The organism is Williamsia herbipolensis, assembly GCF_000964005.1.
In the GTDB taxonomy this organism is placed as follows: domain Bacteria; phylum Actinomycetota; class Actinomycetes; order Mycobacteriales; family Mycobacteriaceae; genus Williamsia_A; species Williamsia_A herbipolensis.
The window spans coordinates 1-17,696 of sequence record NZ_JXYP01000012.1 but is presented as its reverse complement, the minus strand read 5'-3'; the positions used below and the strand labels follow the sequence as shown (position 1 = coordinate 17,696).

The 17,696-nt window shown below is 67.4% G+C and carries 16 protein-coding genes; 5 read left to right on the top strand and 11 right to left on the bottom strand.

From position 1 onward, the window contains the following. Positions 1–4 precede the first annotated feature (4 nt). From TU34_RS05455 to TU34_RS05420, 8 genes are all read right to left on the bottom strand, one after another. A complete protein-coding gene (locus TU34_RS05455; protein ID WP_045821863.1) occupies positions 5–1,276 on the bottom strand; it encodes an MCE family protein in 1,272 nt (423 codons plus the stop codon). Next, positions 1,273–2,418, bottom strand: coding sequence for an MCE family protein (locus TU34_RS05450; protein ID WP_045821862.1), 1,146 nt, complete (start codon positions 2,416–2,418; stop codon positions 1,273–1,275). Before TU34_RS05450 ends, TU34_RS05455 begins: the two co-directional genes overlap by 4 nt. After that, positions 2,415–3,488: an MCE family protein gene (locus TU34_RS05445; RefSeq protein WP_045821861.1), complete on the bottom strand. Its 1,074-nt coding sequence runs from the start codon at positions 3,486–3,488 to the stop codon at positions 2,415–2,417. Before TU34_RS05445 ends, TU34_RS05450 begins: the two co-directional genes overlap by 4 nt. Next, on the bottom strand, positions 3,481–4,653 hold the full coding sequence (locus TU34_RS05440) for an MCE family protein (protein ID WP_082079891.1): 1,173 nt from the start codon (positions 4,651–4,653) through the stop codon (positions 3,481–3,483). Before TU34_RS05440 ends, TU34_RS05445 begins: the two co-directional genes overlap by 8 nt. 48 nt (positions 4,654–4,701) lie before the next feature. Beyond that, positions 4,702–5,550, bottom strand: coding sequence for an MlaE family ABC transporter permease (locus tag TU34_RS05435; protein ID WP_045821860.1), 849 nt, complete (start codon positions 5,548–5,550; stop codon positions 4,702–4,704). Positions 5,551–5,554: 4 nt separating this feature from the next. After that, positions 5,555–6,316, bottom strand: coding sequence for an MlaE family ABC transporter permease (locus tag TU34_RS05430; protein ID WP_045821859.1), 762 nt, complete (start codon positions 6,314–6,316; stop codon positions 5,555–5,557). 221 nt (positions 6,317–6,537) lie between these two features. Continuing rightward, entirely contained in the window at positions 6,538–7,428 is an 891-nt protein-coding gene (locus TU34_RS05425) for a 3-oxoacyl-ACP reductase (RefSeq protein ID WP_045821858.1), read from the bottom strand. 79 nt (positions 7,429–7,507) lie between these two features. Further along, a complete protein-coding gene (locus TU34_RS05420) occupies positions 7,508–7,696 on the bottom strand; it encodes a ferredoxin (protein WP_045821857.1) in 189 nt (62 codons plus the stop codon). 139 nt (positions 7,697–7,835) lie between these two features. On the opposite strand from TU34_RS05420, the gene TU34_RS05415 reads away from it, so the two are divergent. The 3 genes from TU34_RS05415 to TU34_RS05405 are packed head-to-tail and all read left to right on the top strand — an operon-like array spanning position 7,836 to position 11,687. Further along, positions 7,836–9,023, top strand: coding sequence for an acyl-CoA dehydrogenase family protein (locus tag TU34_RS05415; RefSeq protein WP_045821856.1), 1,188 nt, complete (start codon positions 7,836–7,838; stop codon positions 9,021–9,023). Positions 9,024–9,048: 25 nt separating this feature from the next. After that, a complete protein-coding gene (locus tag TU34_RS05410; RefSeq protein ID WP_045821855.1) occupies positions 9,049–10,155 on the top strand; it encodes an acyl-CoA dehydrogenase family protein in 1,107 nt (368 codons plus the stop codon). After that, entirely contained in the window at positions 10,152–11,687 is a 1,536-nt protein-coding gene (locus TU34_RS05405; RefSeq protein WP_045821906.1) for a long-chain-fatty-acid--CoA ligase, read from the top strand. The genes TU34_RS05410 and TU34_RS05405 overlap by 4 nt, the downstream gene beginning before the upstream one ends. On the opposite strand, the gene TU34_RS05400 is transcribed toward TU34_RS05405, so the two are convergent. Together TU34_RS05400 and TU34_RS05395 are read right to left on the bottom strand one after the other, a co-directional pair. Continuing rightward, positions 11,676–12,821: an NAD(P)H-dependent flavin oxidoreductase gene (locus tag TU34_RS05400; protein WP_045821854.1), complete on the bottom strand. Its 1,146-nt coding sequence runs from the start codon at positions 12,819–12,821 to the stop codon at positions 11,676–11,678. The two genes, TU34_RS05405 and TU34_RS05400, sit on opposite strands and share 12 nt — an antisense overlap. A gap of 31 nt (positions 12,822–12,852) precedes the next feature. Then, the gene (locus TU34_RS05395; RefSeq protein ID WP_045821853.1) at positions 12,853–14,511 is read right to left on the bottom strand and encodes an acyl-CoA synthetase; all 1,659 of its coding nucleotides are present in this window, start codon (positions 14,509–14,511) and stop codon (positions 12,853–12,855) included. 75 nt (positions 14,512–14,586) lie between these two features. On the opposite strand from TU34_RS05395, the gene TU34_RS05390 reads away from it, so the two are divergent. Then, positions 14,587–15,423, top strand: a complete 837-nt coding sequence (locus tag TU34_RS05390) for a crotonase/enoyl-CoA hydratase family protein (RefSeq protein WP_045821852.1) — start codon at positions 14,587–14,589, stop codon at positions 15,421–15,423. Here the strand turns inward: TU34_RS05390 and TU34_RS05385 are convergent. Continuing rightward, entirely contained in the window at positions 15,410–16,048 is a 639-nt protein-coding gene (locus TU34_RS05385; protein ID WP_045821851.1) for a TetR/AcrR family transcriptional regulator, read from the bottom strand. The two genes, TU34_RS05390 and TU34_RS05385, sit on opposite strands and share 14 nt — an antisense overlap. 70 nt (positions 16,049–16,118) lie before the next feature. Between TU34_RS05385 and TU34_RS05380 the strand changes: the two genes are divergently transcribed. After that, positions 16,119–17,549, top strand: coding sequence for a cytochrome P450 (locus tag TU34_RS05380; protein ID WP_045821850.1), 1,431 nt, complete (start codon positions 16,119–16,121; stop codon positions 17,547–17,549). Positions 17,550–17,696 lie beyond the last annotated feature (147 nt).

Genomic DNA, 17,696 nt, shown 5'->3' with positions numbered 1-17,696 from the left:
CGTGTCATCCCTGGCCCCCGAACGGGACGAGCAGGTTCGCCAACCCGACGTTGCCGCCGTATGAGCGTCGCGTCGCCGCATCCTGTTGGACGATCCCCTGCTGGGCCCGCGCCTTCACGCTGGAGTTCTGGTACTGGATCTGGTTGGGCCGGGCGTTTATCCCGGTCACCGGGTTGACCAGCGCGGGTGGGTAGTTGATCGAGATCGACGACAGGATGGGCCCGAGGACGTCGACACATTTCGTCACGTTGGCCTGCGAGGTCCCGGGGCGGTCGTTGCCGGCCAGGGTGCCGCACAACAGGTCGACGAGGTTGCCGAACTGTCCGAGACCGAAGACGCCGCTGAGGGAACCGGTCAGCGGGTTGTAGATGTTGTAGAAGTTCGACAGCTGCGTCGGCGCCGAGTGCAGCAGCCCGCGGATCTGTTCGTCCTTCTGCGCGAGGATCGACGTCGCGTTCGACAGCCGCCCGACCGACTCGCTCAGTTTCTGGCCGTTGGTGTCGATGAACGACTTCAGGTCGGTGAGTGCCGAGTCGAGGTTGGTCAGCGCGCCGTCGAGATTGGCCGTGTTGTCGGCGAGCACCTGGCTCACCGACGCGATGCGACCGTTGAACTGCACCAGGTCCTCGTGGCTCTTCGACAGCGCATCGGTGAGCGTCTGCAGGTTGCGGATGCTGGCGAACAGGTCGCCGCGGCTGTTGGCCAGTGTCGAGGCGAGGTCGGACAGCTGCGCGACCGAACCGCGGATCGCGGTGCCGTTGCCCTCGAGGTTGGCGTCGGCGGTGTTCACCAGTCGCGCCACCGACCCCTCGTCGGCGCCCTGGGGGCCGACGGCGGTGGTGAGCTGGGTGAGCTCGCGTTTGATGTCGTCCCACTCGACCGGCACCGCGGTGCGGTTCATCGGGATGTCGGAGCCCGACGCCAGCTGCGGCCCGCCCGCGTACACCGGCGAGAGCTGGATGAACCGGCCCGTCACCAGGCTGGGCGCCACGATGACCGCCGAGACCGAGCGCGGGACGTCGACATCGCGGTCGACGTCGAAGCGCACCTTCACGTCTCCCGACCGCGGCGTGACCGAACCGACCGTGCCGACGTCGACACCGAGCACCTTGACGGGATCACCGGGATAGAGGTTGTTCACCTCGGTGAAGTACGCGGTGTAGCTCTTGTAGAAGGCCTTCTGGTAGCCGATGTAGCCGGCGAGGGCGAGCACGATGATGATCAGCAGCGCGATGGCGATCTGCCACAGGCGACGACCCGGTAGGAACCTGCTCATGACGGACCCCCGTCCCGTGGGGTGCCGTTCTCGGGGATCGAACGGTCCGGGTCGCTCTCCTGATCCGGGCGCAGGAACAGCTTCGGCGGGAAGAGTCCGGCGTACCCCAGCGCCTTGGCCGCCTCGGGGTACTTCTGCTGCAACAGGTTCAGGAACAGCGAGGTGTAGTCGCCGAAGCTGGGCACACCGACCAGCGACGAGAAGTAGGGGCCGCTGGAGACGGCCTCACCCAGCACGTTGGCGTAGGGACCGAGCCGGTCGAGGGTCTGTTTCAGGTTGTCGCTGTTGTCGGTGAGGATCTTCGACACCCCGTCGAGCTTGGTGAGCACGGGCTTGAGCTGCGCGTTGTTGTCGGCGATGAACCCGCTCACCTCGGCGGTCACGTTCTTGATCCCCTGCAGCAGTTGGCCGATCGCGAACCGGCGGGTCTGCAGTTCACCGAGCAGCGCGTTCGCGTCCACGAGCAGCTCGTTGATCTGACCGCTGCGCTTGGCCACGACACCGGTCACACTGTCGGCCCGCGAGAGCAGTTGGCGCAGTGCGTCGTCGCGGTCGTTGATCGACTTCGACAGGCGCGCGACGCCGTCCACCGCGCCGCGCACCTCACCCGGGGTGTCGGCGAAGGCCGCCGACACCGTGTTCAGCGCGTCGTTGAGCTGGGCGGGGTCGGTCTGTTCGAGGGTCGTGGTGGTGTCGTCGAGGGCGTCGGTGAGCGAGTACGGCGCCACGGTGTTGCGGTTGGGGATCTCGCCGCCGGGTTCGAGGCGCCCCGACCCACGTGGGGTGATCGTGAGATTGCGGCGGCCCAGCACGGTCTCGGTCTTGATCGACGCCTGGCTGTCGAGTCCGACCGCGACGGTGTCGCTCATGCTGAAACTGATCTTCGCCTTGGTGCCGTCGCGCGTCGAGGCGAGGCCGATACCCGCGACGGTGCCGACACCGACACCCGAGACCACCACGACGTCACCGGTTCTGAGGCCACCGGCGTCGTCGAAGTAGGTGGTGTAGACGCTGCCCGTCGACAGGTAGGGCAGCTTGTCGACCTGGAGCGCGACGATCACCACCAGTGCGGTGACGACCACACCGATGATGCCGATGCGGGCGCGCGAACGAGGGGTGTCGAATTTGCTGACGGTGGTCATTTCGGAGGCGCACACCTCCCGCCCGGGTTGACGTTGTTGCCGGTGTTGTCCAGCGAACGGTAGACGATCTCCTTGTGATCGGGACCGGTGAAGAAGATGTCGACGCGGCACAGCCAGATCTGCAGCCAGGCACCGTAACTACCGAGATTGCTCAGCGCCTTGAAGTCGCCGGGGAACCGCTGCAGGAGGCCTCGGACGAACGGCTCGTCGGAGAGCACCTGATCGGACACGCGGCCGGTCTCCGACACCACCCGCATGAGGTTCGGTCGGTTGGTGTCGAGCAGGCCCGCGAGGTCGTTGGTGAGCGCCGAGGTGTCGGTGATCGCCCGCCCGACGGTGTCCCGCTGCGACGACAGTCCGGAGATCAACTGCTGCAGACGATCCAGTGAGGTGTCGAGGCCGGACTTGTCGTCGTCGATCGTGCCGAGTGTCGCGTTGAGGTTGTCGACGACCTCGCCGATCAACTGGTCGCGGTCGGCGAGGGTGTTGGTGAACGACGCGGTGCTGGCGAGGAGCTGGTTCAAAGCCGGGCCCTGCCCCTGGAACACCGCGATGAGCGTTCCCGACAGTTGGTTGACCTCGGCGGGCTTGAGGGTCTTGAACAGCGGCTTGAAACCGCCGAGCAGTTTGTCGAGGTCGAGTGCGGGCTCGGTCTGTGACTCCGGGATGTGGCCACCGTCGGGCAACAGCGCCGACGGGTTGCCGGTGCCCTCACCGAGTTCGAGATACCGGTCCCCGGTGAGGTTCTCGTACCGGATCATCGCCTGCACCGACGTCGGCAGGCGGTATCGGCGGTCGACGGTGAAGTCGACGTTCGCGGCGTTGTCACGGGTGAGGGTCACGTCGCCGACGGAACCCACCTCGACGCCGGCGATCCGTACCTTGCTGCCCGGCTTGATCTGCGAGGCGCTGCTGAAGGTGGCGCTGTAGCCGTTGGTCGACCCCGACCGGTACTGACTGAACACCACCACCAGACCGACGAAGATGAGCAGCATCACCACGGCGAACACACCGAGCTTGATCGCGGTGGCGCGGAACACGCGGTCGCGCCGCGTCCGGTACTCAGCCACGGGGCACCGGCCCGAACATGATCTGGAACAGCTTGCGCGGGTCGGCCTTCGGCGTGGTGCGCGGTTGGTAGGGCTGCGGCGCGGTGTCACCCACGTAGAACGGGGCGTGGGCGGTGGCGTTGATGTCCTGCAACCCCAGCGCGCACGTCGGTGGACCCTGCACGCCCACCTTCGGCAGGTCCTCGGGGTAGCGGTAGGGCTCCTTGCCGGGCAACACGCCGGCGTTGAGCGAGAGGTAGCCGGTCTTCTCGCCGAAGATGGGCAGCGCCTTGCGGCCGGCACCGTCCGTGGCACGCAGGAAGCAGGCGAGTCCCGGCGAGTAGTAGCCGAGCAATTGCGACACCGGGTCGAGGTTGCTCAGCGCGGTCATGATCGTGGCCTTCTTCGGCGCGACGATGCCGTTCACGGTGTCGGCGAGGCCGGTCGTGTTCACCAGCAGCGCATCGAGATTCGTCGAGCGGTCGGCCAGGGTGTTGCCCGTGCGGGTCAGGTTGTCGATGACCCGGGAAAGGTCGGGGAAGGCGTCGGCGTAGGTGTCGGTGACGGTCGCGGTGGCGCGGATGGTCCGGTTCAGTTCCGGCAGGGTCGGATTGGTGCGTTGGAGCAGCTGCGACAGGTCGTCGAGGCCCTGACCGATCTGATCGCCCTTGCCCGACAGCGCCGTGTCGATGGCGCCGAGGGTGGCGTTCAACTTCTCCGGTTGCAGCTTCGCCAGCACGTCCACGAGTCGAGCGAACACGGTGTTGAGTTCCACCTGCACCCGGTCGGCGGCGATGGTCGACCCGGCCCGTAGGCGTGCCGGCGACGGATCGGGTGGCAGGGCGAGATCGACCGATTTGGCGCCGAACACGGTGTTGGAACGGATCTGGGCCTCGACGTTGGCGGGGACCTTGTTCAGCTGGTCGGTGTCGATGTCGAGGTCGAGCTGCACGCGATCGCCCTGGGGGCTGATCCGCGTGACGCGTCCGATGGTCACCCCGCGCAGTCGCACCTTGGCGTCGGGGTTCATCACGAGCCCGGCGCGGTCGGCGGTCAACGTGACCCCCGACGTCGAGCGGAAGGTGTTGTTGAACTGCATGACCGCGAGCGCGAACGCCGCGACGATGACCGTGACGAGGACCAGTGCACCGATGCGGCGCTGCGTCGTCGAGTGCTCGGTCCTCATGCGCGAGGTCCCGGTGCCGGGGTGGTGTGTGTTGTCGTCATCATCTGCCTACCCCGAGAGGTTGAACTTCCCGTCGGCGCCGTAGATGGCGAGTGAGAGGAGCAGGGTGATCACGACGACGACCACGAGCGAGGCACGCACGGCGTTGCCCACCGCGATCCCGACGCCGACCGGGCCGCCGGAGGCGTTGTAGCCGTAGTAGGTGTGGATCATCATGACCGCCACGGCCATACAGATCGCCTGCACGAAGGACCAGAGGATGTCGGAGGGTAAGAGGAACGTCGAGAAGTAGTGGTCGTAGACGCCCGAGGACTGGCCGTAGATGAACACCGTCGCGAACCGGCTGGCGAGGAACGACGCGACCGAGGCCAGCGCGTAGAGCGGGATGATCGCGATCAGGCCAGCGACGATGCGTGTGCTCACGAGGTACGGGATCGACGAGATCGCCATCGACTCCAGTGCGTCGATCTCCTCGCTGACGCGCATGGCGCCGAGCTGTGCGGTGGCACCGGCCCCGATCGTCGCCGCGAGCGCGATCCCGGAGATCACGGGCACGGCGATGCGCACGTTGATGAAGGCCGAGAAGAACCCGGTGAGCACCTCGACACCGATGTTCGACAGCGAGCTGTACCCCTGCACCGCGATGGTGCCGCCGGTGAAGAGGGTGAGGAACCCGACGACGACCACCGTGCCGCCGATCATCGCCAGCGCACCTGTGCCCATCGAGATCTCGGCGATGAGACGCAGCGTCTCCTTCTTGTACAACCGCACCGCGCGCGGGATCGCGGCGATGCTGTCGTAGTAGAACATCGCCTGGTCGCCGATGCGATCCCACTCACCGGTCGCGCGCGCGCTCGAGCGCGAGGCGCGCACGAAGATGCTGTGTCCCAGGACCATGGTGCTACCCCGTCGCCTTCAGGCCGACGGCGGTGACCACGACGTTGACCACGAACAGCGCCATGAACGAGTAGACGACGGTCTCGTTGACCGCGTCGCCGACGCCCTTGGCGCCGCCCTTGACGTTGAGGCCGCGGTAGCAGCCGACGAGGCCGGCGAACAGTCCGAACAGGGCCGCCTTCACCATCGAGATGACGAGTTCGCCGAATCCGGTGAGCAGCGTCAGATTGGCGATGAACGCACCCGGGTTCACATCCTGCAGGTACACCGAGAACACGAAGCCGCCGCCCAGACCGATGGTGCACACCAGGCTGTTGAGCAGCACCGCGACGCCGGTGGAGGCGATCACGCGCGGCACCACCAGACGGTGGATGGGGTCGATGCCGAGCACCTTGAGGGCGTCGATCTCCTCGCGGATGGTGCGGGCCCCGAGGTCGGCGCAGATGGCGGTCGCACCGGCACCGGCCACGATCAGCACGGTGACGATGGGGCCGATCTGGGTGATGGTGCCCAGCGCCGCGCCGGCACCGGAGAGGTCCTGCGCGCCGATCTCGCGCAGCAGGATGTTGAGGGTGAAGCTGACGAGCACGGTGAAGGGGATCGCGACGAGGACGGTCGGCACCATCGAGACCCGGGCGATGGCCCACGACTGCTCGATCGTCTCGCGGGTCTGGAACGGTCGCCGAGGCAACTCGCGGGCGGTCGCCACCGCGAGGGCGACGAAATCGCCGACTCCGACGAAGGGAGCCGCCAAGCGTGCGTTCACCGACTCTCCTCACACAACGGTGTACCGCGGGACGTACCCCGGATCGGCCCCGCTCCGCCTGAGGTCCGGCAACTATAACGTGTTCTAGTTACGTTCATGACCGTTTTCCGATTGCAGCCGATAACGGCCTGAACTGCAGTGATCGGCGCATCATCGCGATCGACGATCTCCGACGAGCTGAACTTAGCATGCGTCCAATTGGTGGCCGGCGGTTCACCGGCTCACTGCGCAAGAGCCTGGGCGGCGGAGAAGGTGACGCCGGCATCGCGGCCGTAGAAATACCGGCCGACCGCGGAGGCGAGATCGTCGGGATCCCACGCCGCACCCGGTGCGGTGAACGTCTCGGCGACGGTCGGCGCGGCCATCAGCGTCACCTTCGGGCCGTAGACGACGAACACCTGCCCCGACACCGACGCCGACTCGGGGCCGGCGAGGAAGCCGACGAGGGAGACCACGTGATCGGTCGACAGGGGGTCGACCTCGCCCTCGGGCGCCTCTCCGAACACCGCAGCCGTCATCGCGGTGCGGGCACGCGGACAGATGGCGTTGGCGGTGGGGCCGTATTTTGCGAGGACGCGCGAGGCCGACAGCGTCAGAGCGGTGATGCCCGCCTTCGCGGCGCCGTAGTTGGCCTGCCCCTCGGGACCGAGCAACCCGGCCTCCGACGAGGTGTTGATGATGCGTCCGTACACCGGTGCGCCCGCCGCCTTCGAGGCCGACCGCCAGTGCGCGGCGGCGTTGCGGGTCAGCAGGAAGTGTCCGCGCAGGTGGACCGCGACCACGAGGTCCCAGTCGTCGTCGGACATGTTGAACAGCATCCGGTCACGCACCACACCGGCGTTGTTCATGACGATGTCGAGCGCGCCGTTGTCCTCGACGGCGACACGCATGATCTCCGTCGCGGTCGCCGAGTCGGAGATGTCGCCCGCGACGGCGACGGCCTTGCTGCCGTGCCCCGCGATCTCGTCGACGACGTCGCTGGCGTCCAGCGCGCCGGCGAGGTCGTTGACGATGACGGTGGCGCCGAGCGCGCCTAGCCCGATCGCCTCCGCACGGCCCAGGCCGGCGGCAGCGCCGGTGACAACAGCTACGCGTCCTTCGAGTGCACCCACGGGCTAGAACCTGTTCTAATTTCGCCCGAATGTCAAGCGTCTGGGGTCGAGTCGCCCGGTCACGGGCACCCCCGAGACGTCACTCGATCGACAGGGCCGCCTTCGGGCAGTTGGCAACCACCTGACGCATCTCGTCGAGACGGTCCTCGGGCACCTCTTCCTGCAGGATCACCAGGTAATCGTTGTCATCGAGATCGAACACGTCGGGTGCCATCCCCACACACACGGCGTTGGACTCACAGAGGTCGAAATCGGCCTTGATACGCATCTTGTTCAGACTCCTCGGATCACGGCGCGGTGTTGACGCGCTACGCTGACAAACGCTAGAACGTGTTACAGAACTGCGCTCACTCAGGGCTGGTGATCGCAGTTGGAACGTCCGAGTCCAATCGTCTCATGGAGCACCGATGCGCATCGCCTATACCGAGGCACAGGAAGAGCTCCGTCGCGAACTGCGGACCTACTTCGCCGAACTGATGACGCCCGCGCGGCGCGCGGCGCTCGCCTCGGATTCCGGAGAGGTCGGCGAGGGCGACGTCTATCGCGAGGTCGTGGCCCAGATGGGCGCCGACGGGTGGCTGGCCCTGGGTTGGCCCACCGAATACGGCGGCCAGAACCGCCCGATGATGGATCAGCTCATCTTCACCGACGAAGCCGCCATCGCTGGTGTCCCGGTGCCGTTCCTGACCATCAACTCCGTGGCGCCGACGATCATGAACTTCGGCACCGACGAACAGAAGTCGTACTTCCTCCCTCGCATCGCCGCGGGCGAGCTGCACTTCTCGATCGGATACTCCGAGCCCGGGGCCGGCACCGATCTGGCGTCACTGCGCACCACCGCCGTCGCCGACGGCGACGAGTTCGTGATCAACGGCCAGAAGATGTGGACCAGCCTCATCCAGTACGCCGACTACATCTGGCTGGCGTGTCGTACCGACCCCGAGGCCTCCAAGCACAAGGGCATCTCGATGCTGATCGTGCCCACCGACGCCGAGGGCTTCGGCTACACGCCGGTGCACACGATGGCCGGGGTCGACACCAGTGCCACCTACTACTCCGATGTGCGCGTACCGAAGTCGGCGCTCGTCGGCGAGCTGGGCGGCGGCTGGCCGCTGGTCACCAACCAGCTCAACCACGAGCGCGTCGCGTTGTGTTCGGCGGCACCGATTCAGCAGGCACTGCTCGAGACGCGACGCTGGGCGCAGGAGACCAAGCGGGCCGACGGTCAGCGGGTCATCGACGCCGAGTGGGTGCAGCTCAATCTCGCACGGGTCCACGCCAAGGTGGAGTTCCTCAAGCTCATCAACTGGAACATCGCCTCGGAGGCGACACAGGGAGGTTCGCCCTCGCCGGCCGACGCCTCGGCCACGAAGGTGTTCGGCACCGAGTTCGCCACCGAGGCCTACCGACTGCTGATGGAGGTGCTCGGTCCTGCCGCGACCCTGCGGCGCGGGTCACCGGGCGCGGCGTTGATGGGACGGATCGAACGGTTCCACCGCTCGTCGCTCATCCTCACCTTCGGTGGCGGCACCAACGAGATCCAACGCGACATCATCGCGATGCTCGCGCTCGGCCAACCTCCCCAGAAGCGATAGAACACCGAAGCGATAGGGCGTAACGATGGATTTCCGACCCACCGAGGCGAGTACCGATCTCACCGGTCTCGCCCGCGACATCGCGGCGAAGATCTCGACCCCTGAACGGATCGCCGAGCTCGAGACCTCGGGCGCCGCGGTCGACGAGCAGTTGTGGCGCGCACTCGCCGACGCCGGACTCCTCGCCCTGGAGGCGACCGAGGACGCCGGGGGTGCCGGACTGGGTGCGGCCGAGAACGTCGCGGTCGCCGAGGAACTGGGCCGGCACCTCGCCGTGGTCCCGTTCGGTCCGCATTCGATCGCGGCGCTGCCCGCGGTGGCGGCCGCCGGCGGCGCACTCGCCGACCGCTGGCTGAGCGGTATGTGCGACGGGACCGCCGTGGTGACCGTCGCGATCGACGACGAGCTCGCCGACGATCCCCTGGCCCCGACGACCTCGGCCCGCGGCGACGGCGACCGGTGGGTGATCGACGGGTGCAAGGTGTCGGTGCCGTTCGCCGAGACCGCCGCGGCGGTCATCGTCACCGCATCGAGCGACGACGGCCTCGTCGCGCTCGTCGTGCCGACCGACGCACCGGGCGTGACGATCAGTGCGGCGCGCACGACAGGTCTGGTCCCGACGGCGTTGATCGAGTTCGCCGATGTCACCCTCGGCGACGACGCGGTCCTGGGTCGGCGTGAGGCCGTGGTGGCGCTGGTGGACCGTATGACGTTGGCGCAGTGCGCCGAACAGGCCGGTGTCGTCGCAGGCGCACTCGACCTCACCGCCGCCTACGGCCGGGAACGCACCCAGTTCGGGCGACCGATCGGCTCGTTCCAGGCCGTCGCGCAGCGTCTCGCCGATGCCTACATCGACGTGCGGGCGGCGAAGCTGACCGTCGTGCAGGCGGCGTACCTCGTCGGCGAGGGACTGCCCGCCGAGACCGAGCTCGCCACGGCGAAGTTCTGGGCCGCCGACGCCGGACACCGGGTGGCGCACACCGCGGTCCACGTCCACGGCGGTGTCGGGATCGACACCAGCCACCCGCTGCACCGCTACTTCCTGCGGGCCAAGCAGAACGAGTTCGCGCTCGGCTCGGCCACCGCGGCGCTGCGACGCATCGGTCACGTCCTGGCGGCGGAGCCGGCCTGACCACGCCCACCATCGCCGACCTCCTCGCGCCGCTCGCCGACACGGAGTCCTCGGGCGTCTGGTTCGAGGGCGAGTTCACCTCGTGGCGTGACCATCTCGCGCAGGCACGCGTGTGGTCGCGCGCGGTGCGGGCGCGTCTCGACCCGTATGGACCGCCGCATGTCGCCGTGTTGCTCGACAACGTGCCCGAGTTCGGACTGTTGCTCTGTGCGGCCGCCCTCGACGGCCTGGTGCTGGTCGGGCTGAACACCACGCGGCGCGGCGCTGCGCTGCACCGCGACATCGTGACCGCCGACTGCGGGCTCGTCCTGCACTCCCCCGACACCGCGCATCTGCTCGGCGACATCGACCTGGGTCCGTCGGTGCCGGTCATCGACATCAGCTCTCCCGCATGGGCGCATCGACTGCGCCAGGCGGCGGATACACCGGCAAACCGGGGTGGTGTCGCACCGACGCCCGCGGATCTCCTGATGCTGATCTTCACCTCGGGGACCAGCGGTGAGCCGAAGGCGGTGCGCTGCGACCACAGCAAGTTCGCCGGCGCCGGGGTGATGCTGGCCGACCGATTCGACCTCGGTCACGACGACGTCGTGTACCTGTCGATGCCGATGTTCCACTCGAACGCGATCATCGCCGGGTGGAGCGTCGCCGTGGCCGCGGGAGCGTCGATCGCCCTGCGACGTCGGTTCTCGGCGAGCAACTTCCTCGACGACGTCCGCCGCTACGGCGTCACCTACGCCAACTACGTGGGCAAACCGCTGAGCTACATCCTCGCCACCCCCGAGCGGACCGATGACGCGGAGAACCCGCTGCGCGTGGTCTACGGCAACGAGGCAACCCCACGGGACATCGTGGAATTCGAGCGTCGCTTCGGGGTGAGGGTGGTCGACGGTTTCGGGTCGACCGAGGGTGGCGTCGCGATCGCGCGCACCCCCGACACCCCACCCGAGGCGCTGGGACCCCTGGTGGCACCCGTCGCCATCGTCGACGTCGAGACCGGGACACCCTGCGGCACAGACGAGATCGGCGAGATCGTCAACACCTCCGGGCCCGGACTCTTCACCGGGAATTTCGGAGATCGCGATGCCTCCGACGAGCGGATGCGTGGCGGGATCTACCACACGGGCGATCTCGGCTGGGTCGACGCCGCGGGCTTCATCCACTTCGCCGGCCGCCTCGGTGACTGGGTGCGCGTCGACGGCGAGAACCTGGCCACCGGACCGATCGAGCGAATCCTGCTCCGCCACGACCGGATACGGCTGGCCGCGGTCTACGGCGTGGGCGCCGACGTCGGTGACGAGATCGTCGCGTCACTGGTGGGCGACGCGCTCGACCCCGACGACCTCGCGGATTTCCTGGCCTCCCAGACCGATCTCGGTCCGAAGCAGTGGCCCCACCACGTCTGTGTCGTCGACGAGCTACCGCGCACCGCGACGTTCAAGGTCCTCAAACGCGAACTGGCCGGTGCCGCGATCGACCCCACGTGGACGCTCGACCGCGGCACCCGCCGCTACCACCCGTCAGGCGGGTGAACGCTCGGCGACCGTGGTCGACAGGCGCGCCACGGTCTGCTCGTACTCGGCGACGAGTCCGTCGATGAGCTCGGCGACCGGCGTGATGGCGTTCATCCGCCCCACGATCTGACCCGCCGGCATGGCCACGACGCTGGCGTCGTCGGCAGCCGAGATCCGGGCGTGGGCCTCGCTCACGAGGATGTTCTGCAGCGGCATGGGCAGCGGCTCAGGCGCATCGGCGGCGTCCCAGGCGTCGGTCCACTTGGTCTTGAGCAGGCGCGCGGGTTTGCCTGAGTAGATGCGGCGGCGCACCGTGTCGTGTGACGTCGCGGCGAGCAGCGCCTCCTGGATGACGGTCGGACCGTCTCCGTGGGCGCCGAGTCGGTACTCGGCCGCGGTCAGCCAGTAGGAACCCATCCACACACCCTGGGCACCCGAGGCGAGTGCGGCGGCCATCTGCCGTCCGCTGCCGACGCCGCCGGCGGCGAGGACCGACGCGTGGCCCTCGACCGCGTCGACGATCTCGGGCCACAGCACGATCGAGGTGATCTCGCCCGTGTGGCCGCCCGCCTCGTATCCCTGGGCGATGACGATGTCCACACCCGCGTCGACGTGATGCAGCGCATGGGCTTTCGCACCCGCCAACGCGGCGACCGACACCCCGTGGTCGTGCGATTTGTCGATGACGTCCTTGGGCGGTGAGCCCAGTGCGTTGGCGATGAGCTTGATCTGGCCGTAGCGGTCGGCGTGCTCCATCGCGATGTCCACATGCGATCGCGCCACCGAGTGCAGCCACCCGAGGACGCCGGCGTTGACCCGTTCCTCGCCCGGCAGTCGCGGCACCTTCAGTTCGTCCAGCGTGCGCTCGACGAACGCGCGGTGCTCGTCGGGGATCATCGAGTCCAGATCGACCTGCGTTCCCTCGGTGGGGATCTTGGCCGGCATCACGATGTCGACGCCGAACGGCTTGCCGTCGGTGTTCTCGTGCATCCACTCGAGCACGCGGTTGAGTTCGTCGGCCTCGTTGAACCGCACGCACCCCAGCACACCCATGCCACCGGCGCGACTGATCGCCGCGGCGACGTGCTCGGATGGGGTGAACCCGAAGATCGGGTACTCGATCCCGAAGCGTTCGGTCAATTCTGTTCTCATCGTGGATCTCTCGTTTCGTTTGGTACTCGGTCTAGACGCGGGTCGAACTGACCGCGAGGGTCTCGTCGGCCTCACGCGATTCGGTGATCCCGGTTCCCCACCGATAGTCGGGCTTGCCGGCCGGCGACCGCTTGATGGTGTCGACGAACCAGACGCTGCGAGGACACTTGTATCCGGCGATCTCGGTGCGGGCGACCTCGTTGATGCTCGCCAGGGACGGTCGGGCGCCGTCACGCGTGGCGACCACCGCCGACACACGCTGGCCGTAGCGCTCGTCGGGAACGCCGACCACGACGGCGTCGAACACGTCGGGGTGGGCCTTGAGAGCCTGCTCCACCTCTTCGGGGTAGATCTTCTCGCCACCGGAGTTGATGGACACCGAACCGCGACCCAGCATCGTGATAGCGCCGTCGGACTCGTACCGGGCGAAGTCGCCGGGAATGGAGTAGCGGACACCGTCGTAGACCTTGAACGTCTTGTCCGACTTCACCGGATCGTTGTAGTAGCGCAGCGGGATGTTCCCGGTGCGGGCCATCACGCCGACCTCCTCAGAGCCGACCGGGATCACCGTGCCGTCCTCGCGCAGCAGCACCGTGTTCGGGTCGGCCTTCACGCGAGGTCCACCGGCGTGGTCGGCCCCCTTGGTGATGGCGGCGAGGCCGCCGAAGCCGGTCTCCGACGAACCGATCGCGTCGATGATCATCGCGTTGGGGAACCGGTCGACGTACTGGTCCTTGACGCTCTGGGAGAACAACGCCGCCGACGAGGCGATCGAGAACACCGAGGAGGTGTCGTAGTCCTTCTCGAGCAGGGCGTCGATCATGGGACGCGCCATGGCATCTCCGGTGATGAAGATGACGTTGACCGTGTGGCGCTCGACGATCTCCCACGTCTGGTGGGCCCCGAACTCCGGATAGATGATCGCCTTGCCGCCGCCGTAGAGCGCCTGGAACACCGCCCACTGCGAGCCACCGTGGATGAACGGCGGGATCGGGAAGCGCACGAGCTGGCCGCCGGCGGCGCCGTCGTTGGCGAACTTCCACTCGTCGTCGATGGGGACGCCGTTGAACCAGTCGGTGCCGCCACCGAGGACGCGGTAGACGTCCTCCTGGCGCCACACCACGCCCTTGGGGTGTCCGGTGGTGCCGCCGGTGTAGAGCATGTACAGGTCGTCGTTGGAGCGTTCCTCGAAGTCGCGTTCCGTCGAGTTGTTCGCGATGGCGTCGGTGAACTCGATCGCGTCGGCGGTGAGATGCCCGTGGTTGAGCGCGTCGGCGATGTCGCGGCTGACGTCGTCCTCTATGACGATCAGGTGCTTGAGCTTCGGCGCCTTCGGCAACACCTTCGCGACCTTCTGCGTGAACTGACGCTCGTAGATGAGCACCTTCATCTCCGAGTCGGTGAAGATGTGCTCGAGCTCGCTCTCCACGTAGCGGAAGTTGACGTTCACCATCACGGCGCGCGCCTTGAAGATCGCAACCATCGCCTCGACGCATTCGAGGGTGTTGCGGCTGTAGACCCCGACGGTGTCGCCGGGGGCGATCCCGAGGGCGCGCAACTGGTGGGCCAGGGCGTTGGCGTCGGCCTCGAGCTGGGCGTAGGTCCGCGCATCACCGTCGGTCTCGAGCGCCGTGCGCTCGGGCATCAGGTCGACCGCGTGCTCGATGAAGTCGGCGATGTTGTAGGCCATGACCACAAAACTAGAACGTGTTACCGTTTTGGGCAAGCGTCCGATCATCCACGTTGCCAGCGGGAAGAAGTGAGCATGTCCGTGTCGACACCCGAGACCCCGACCACCGCGACCGGCGGCGCCGAAGCGCAACCGCATTGTCTCGTCGAGCAGCGCGGGCACACCCTGATCGTGACCATGAACCGACCGGAGGCCCGCAACGCGCTCTCGGGTGAGATGATGGAGATCATGGCCGACGCCTGGGATCGGGTCGACGCCGATCCGAGCATCCGCACGGCGATTCTCACCGGTGCCGGCGGCTACTTCTGCGCGGGCGCCGATCTGAAGGCCATGAACAAGCGCGCCCCCGGCGACGGCTTCGCCTCCGGTGGCTGGGATCTCACGAAGATGCCGGCGCTGCTCAAGGGCCGCCGCCTCACCAAGCCGCTCATCGCCGCGGTCGAGGGCCCGGCCATCGCCGGCGGCACCGAGATCCTGCAGGGCACCGACATCCGCGTCGCCGGTGAGAGCGCCAAGTTCGGTGTCTCCGAGGCCAAGTGGGGGCTGTTCCCCCTCGGCGGCAGCGCTGTGCGGCTCGTCCGCCAGATCCCGTACACGATCGCGGCCGACATCCTGCTCACCGGTCGTCACATCACCGCGGCCGAGGCGCTCGACTACGGATTGATCGGGTACGTCGTGCCCGACGGCACCGCCCTGGACAAGGCGCTGGCCATCGCCGATCTCATCGCCGCCAACGGTCCGCTCGCCGTCCAGGCGATCCTCAAGACCATCCGCGACACCGAGGGCATGCACGAGGAGGAGGCGTTCACCGTCGACGCCGAACTCGGCAAGCAGGTGTTCATGAGCAAAGACGCGAAGATCGGGCCGAAGGCGTTCGCCGAGAAGCGGACCCCGGAGTTCACCGGGGAGTGACGTCGAGTTCGGTGAGGATCTCGCGCAGTCCCTCGGGGAGGATGTCCGGCGAGAGCCCGGCGACCGCACCGAAAAACGCCGACATGCACATCGCCATGACGTCGTCGGTGCGGACGCGCTTGTCGGACAACATCTCGTAGCTCGCCGCGCGCAGCAGGTAGATCCAGCTACGTAGTGCCACGAGCACCATCGGCGCCGGATCGCTGCCGCCGCCGGTCGCGACGAGGATGCGTTCGACCTGACGATCGATGGAATTGGCCACGATCGCGACGATCTCGGGGTCACTGCTCACCGCGCCGCGGAACACCGCCCGCACCCCGAATTCGTGTCGAACGCAATAGTCGAGGAATGCCTCCACGCCGTGGCGCAGTTGCTCTACGGGGGTGAGAGCGGGATCCGGCGCGGTCTCGTCGAGCAGGGCCGCGTCCTCACGGACCAACATGGCGACGAAGAACTCCCGTTTGCCGGGGAAGTAGTGATAGAGCAGCCCCCGCGAGACACCGGCGAGCTCGGCGACGCGTTCGATGTGGACCTCGTCGTACGGGTGCGACGCGAAGAGCTCGGCCCCCAGATCGAGCAGCTGATCCCGACGTTGCTCGGGGGTCATGCGCGTCCGGGTGGCCATCACCCCGAGCCTAGTCGGCCCGCGTTTCAGCTACTTGACACGGGTTCAGTAGCGGAGCATCCTCGGGTTCGTGGTCTGGAGAATTCGCAACAACTGGTCTGGTCAGCAGTTCCCGCATGTCGGCAGGCGCCTCCCCCTCGTCGGTGACCTGCTCAGCTTCCAGCCGAGTCGTCCGATCCAGAGCATGCTGGAGAACTCCGTCGGCCTCGGGCCGATCTTCGAGCTGCAGGTGTTCCGCCAGAAGATCGTGTTCGTCGGCAGCGCCGAGCTCGCCGCGGAGCTGTGCGACGAAACCAGGTTCGGCAAGGCGCTGCCGCCGGCGGTGGAGGCACTCCGCGACTATGCCGGTGACGGCCTGTTCACCGCACACAGTGACGAGCCCAATTGGCAACTGGCGCATGAGCTCCTCATGCCGGCGTTCACGAAATCGGCGATGGCGTCGTATCACCCGATCATGGTGGAGACCGCGACCGAACTGTTCGACTACTGGCGCCCCCGGATCGCCGACGGCCCGGTCGACGTCTCGCGGGACATGACCAAGCTGACGATGGAGACGTTGAGCCGCAGCGCGTTCAGTCACGACTTCGGTTCGTTCAGCACGGCCAAGCCACATCCGTTCGTGCAGGCGATGGTGCGTGCCCTCGAGAACGGGCGTCGTAAGGGGGCCTTCCGAGCGATCCCCGGTGGCGAGGTGCTCGCCCGCCTCGCCGACCGCAGGTACGCGCACCATCAGGCCTACAACGACCGGATGCTCGACGAGTTGATCGCCGCCCGCGACGGTTCGACCGACCAGCACGATCTCCTGGGCATCATGCTGAACGTCGCCCACCCCGAGACCGGCGAGAAGCTGTCGCCGGTGAACATCAGGCACCAGATCCTCACGTTCCTCGTCGCAGGCCACGAGACGACCTCGGGCGCACTGTCGTTTGCGCTGTACTTCCTGGCCCGCAATCCGCACTGCCTGGCGCGCGCCCAGGCCGAGACCGACGAGATCCTCGGCGACGGGCCCGAGGCGATGCCGTCCTTCGAGCAGGTCAGCAAGTTCCGCTACATCCGGCGGGTTCTCGACGAGTCGCTGCGGATCTGGCCCACGGTCCCCGGCTTCGCCCGCAGTCCTCGCGAGACCACCACGCTCGCCGGCAAATACACGATGCGGCCACATGACTACGCCGTGGTCTCACTCGGTCTCGTGCACAAGGATCCCGCGGTGTGGGAGAACCCCGACGAGTTCGATCCCGACCGTTTCCTCGCCGTGAACGTGAAGAAGCGACCAGCGCACAGCTACAAGCCTTTCGGTGCCGGAGCGCGTGCCTGCATCGGTCGCCAGTTCGCCATCCACGAGGCGGTGCTGGTGCTGGCCTCGATGCTCCACCGGTTCGACCTCAGCGGCGACCCCGACTACCAACTCGACGTCGACGAGCGTCTCACCATGCTGCCCAGGGGGTTCGAGCTCAGCCTGCGGGCCCGCTCACCGCAGATGGCGGAGTCGACGACCTCCTAGCCTCAGTCTTTCACCAGCGTTTCGCTGATTACTGATTCTGTTGTGTGGCTGCTGGTTTGGTGATGTGGGCATGCGGAGGTTGCCGGCTGGCTGTGTCGGTGGGCGGGTCTTCGGGTCCTTGGGTCGGTGGCGGTCGGGGTGTTTGTG

What these genes read in the sequence shown, in the direction of transcription:
- TU34_RS05420 (WP_045821857.1), bottom strand. Translation starts at nt 7,696, where the DNA reads ATGCGTATCAAGGCCGATTTCGACCTCTGTGAGTCCAACGCCGTGTGT.
- TU34_RS05455 (WP_045821863.1), bottom strand. Translation starts at nt 1,276, where the DNA reads ATGAGCAGGTTCCTACCGGGTCGTCGCCTGTGGCAGATCGCCATCGCG.
- TU34_RS05410 (WP_045821855.1), top strand. Translation starts at nt 9,049, where the DNA reads ATGGATTTCCGACCCACCGAGGCGAGTACCGATCTCACCGGTCTCGCC.
- TU34_RS05400 (WP_045821854.1), bottom strand. Translation starts at nt 12,821, where the DNA reads ATGAGAACAGAATTGACCGAACGCTTCGGGATCGAGTACCCGATCTTC.
- TU34_RS05440 (WP_082079891.1), bottom strand. Translation starts at nt 4,653, where the DNA reads ATGAGGACCGAGCACTCGACGACGCAGCGCCGCATCGGTGCACTGGTC.
- TU34_RS05385 (WP_045821851.1), bottom strand. Translation starts at nt 16,048, where the DNA reads ATGGCCACCCGGACGCGCATGACCCCCGAGCAACGTCGGGATCAGCTG.
- TU34_RS05390 (WP_045821852.1), top strand. Translation starts at nt 14,587, where the DNA reads ATGTCCGTGTCGACACCCGAGACCCCGACCACCGCGACCGGCGGCGCC.
- TU34_RS05395 (WP_045821853.1), bottom strand. Translation starts at nt 14,511, where the DNA reads ATGGCCTACAACATCGCCGACTTCATCGAGCACGCGGTCGACCTGATG.
- TU34_RS05450 (WP_045821862.1), bottom strand. Translation starts at nt 2,418, where the DNA reads ATGACCACCGTCAGCAAATTCGACACCCCTCGTTCGCGCGCCCGCATC.
- TU34_RS05415 (WP_045821856.1), top strand. Translation starts at nt 7,836, where the DNA reads ATGCGCATCGCCTATACCGAGGCACAGGAAGAGCTCCGTCGCGAACTG.
- TU34_RS05435 (WP_045821860.1), bottom strand. Translation starts at nt 5,550, where the DNA reads ATGGTCCTGGGACACAGCATCTTCGTGCGCGCCTCGCGCTCGAGCGCG.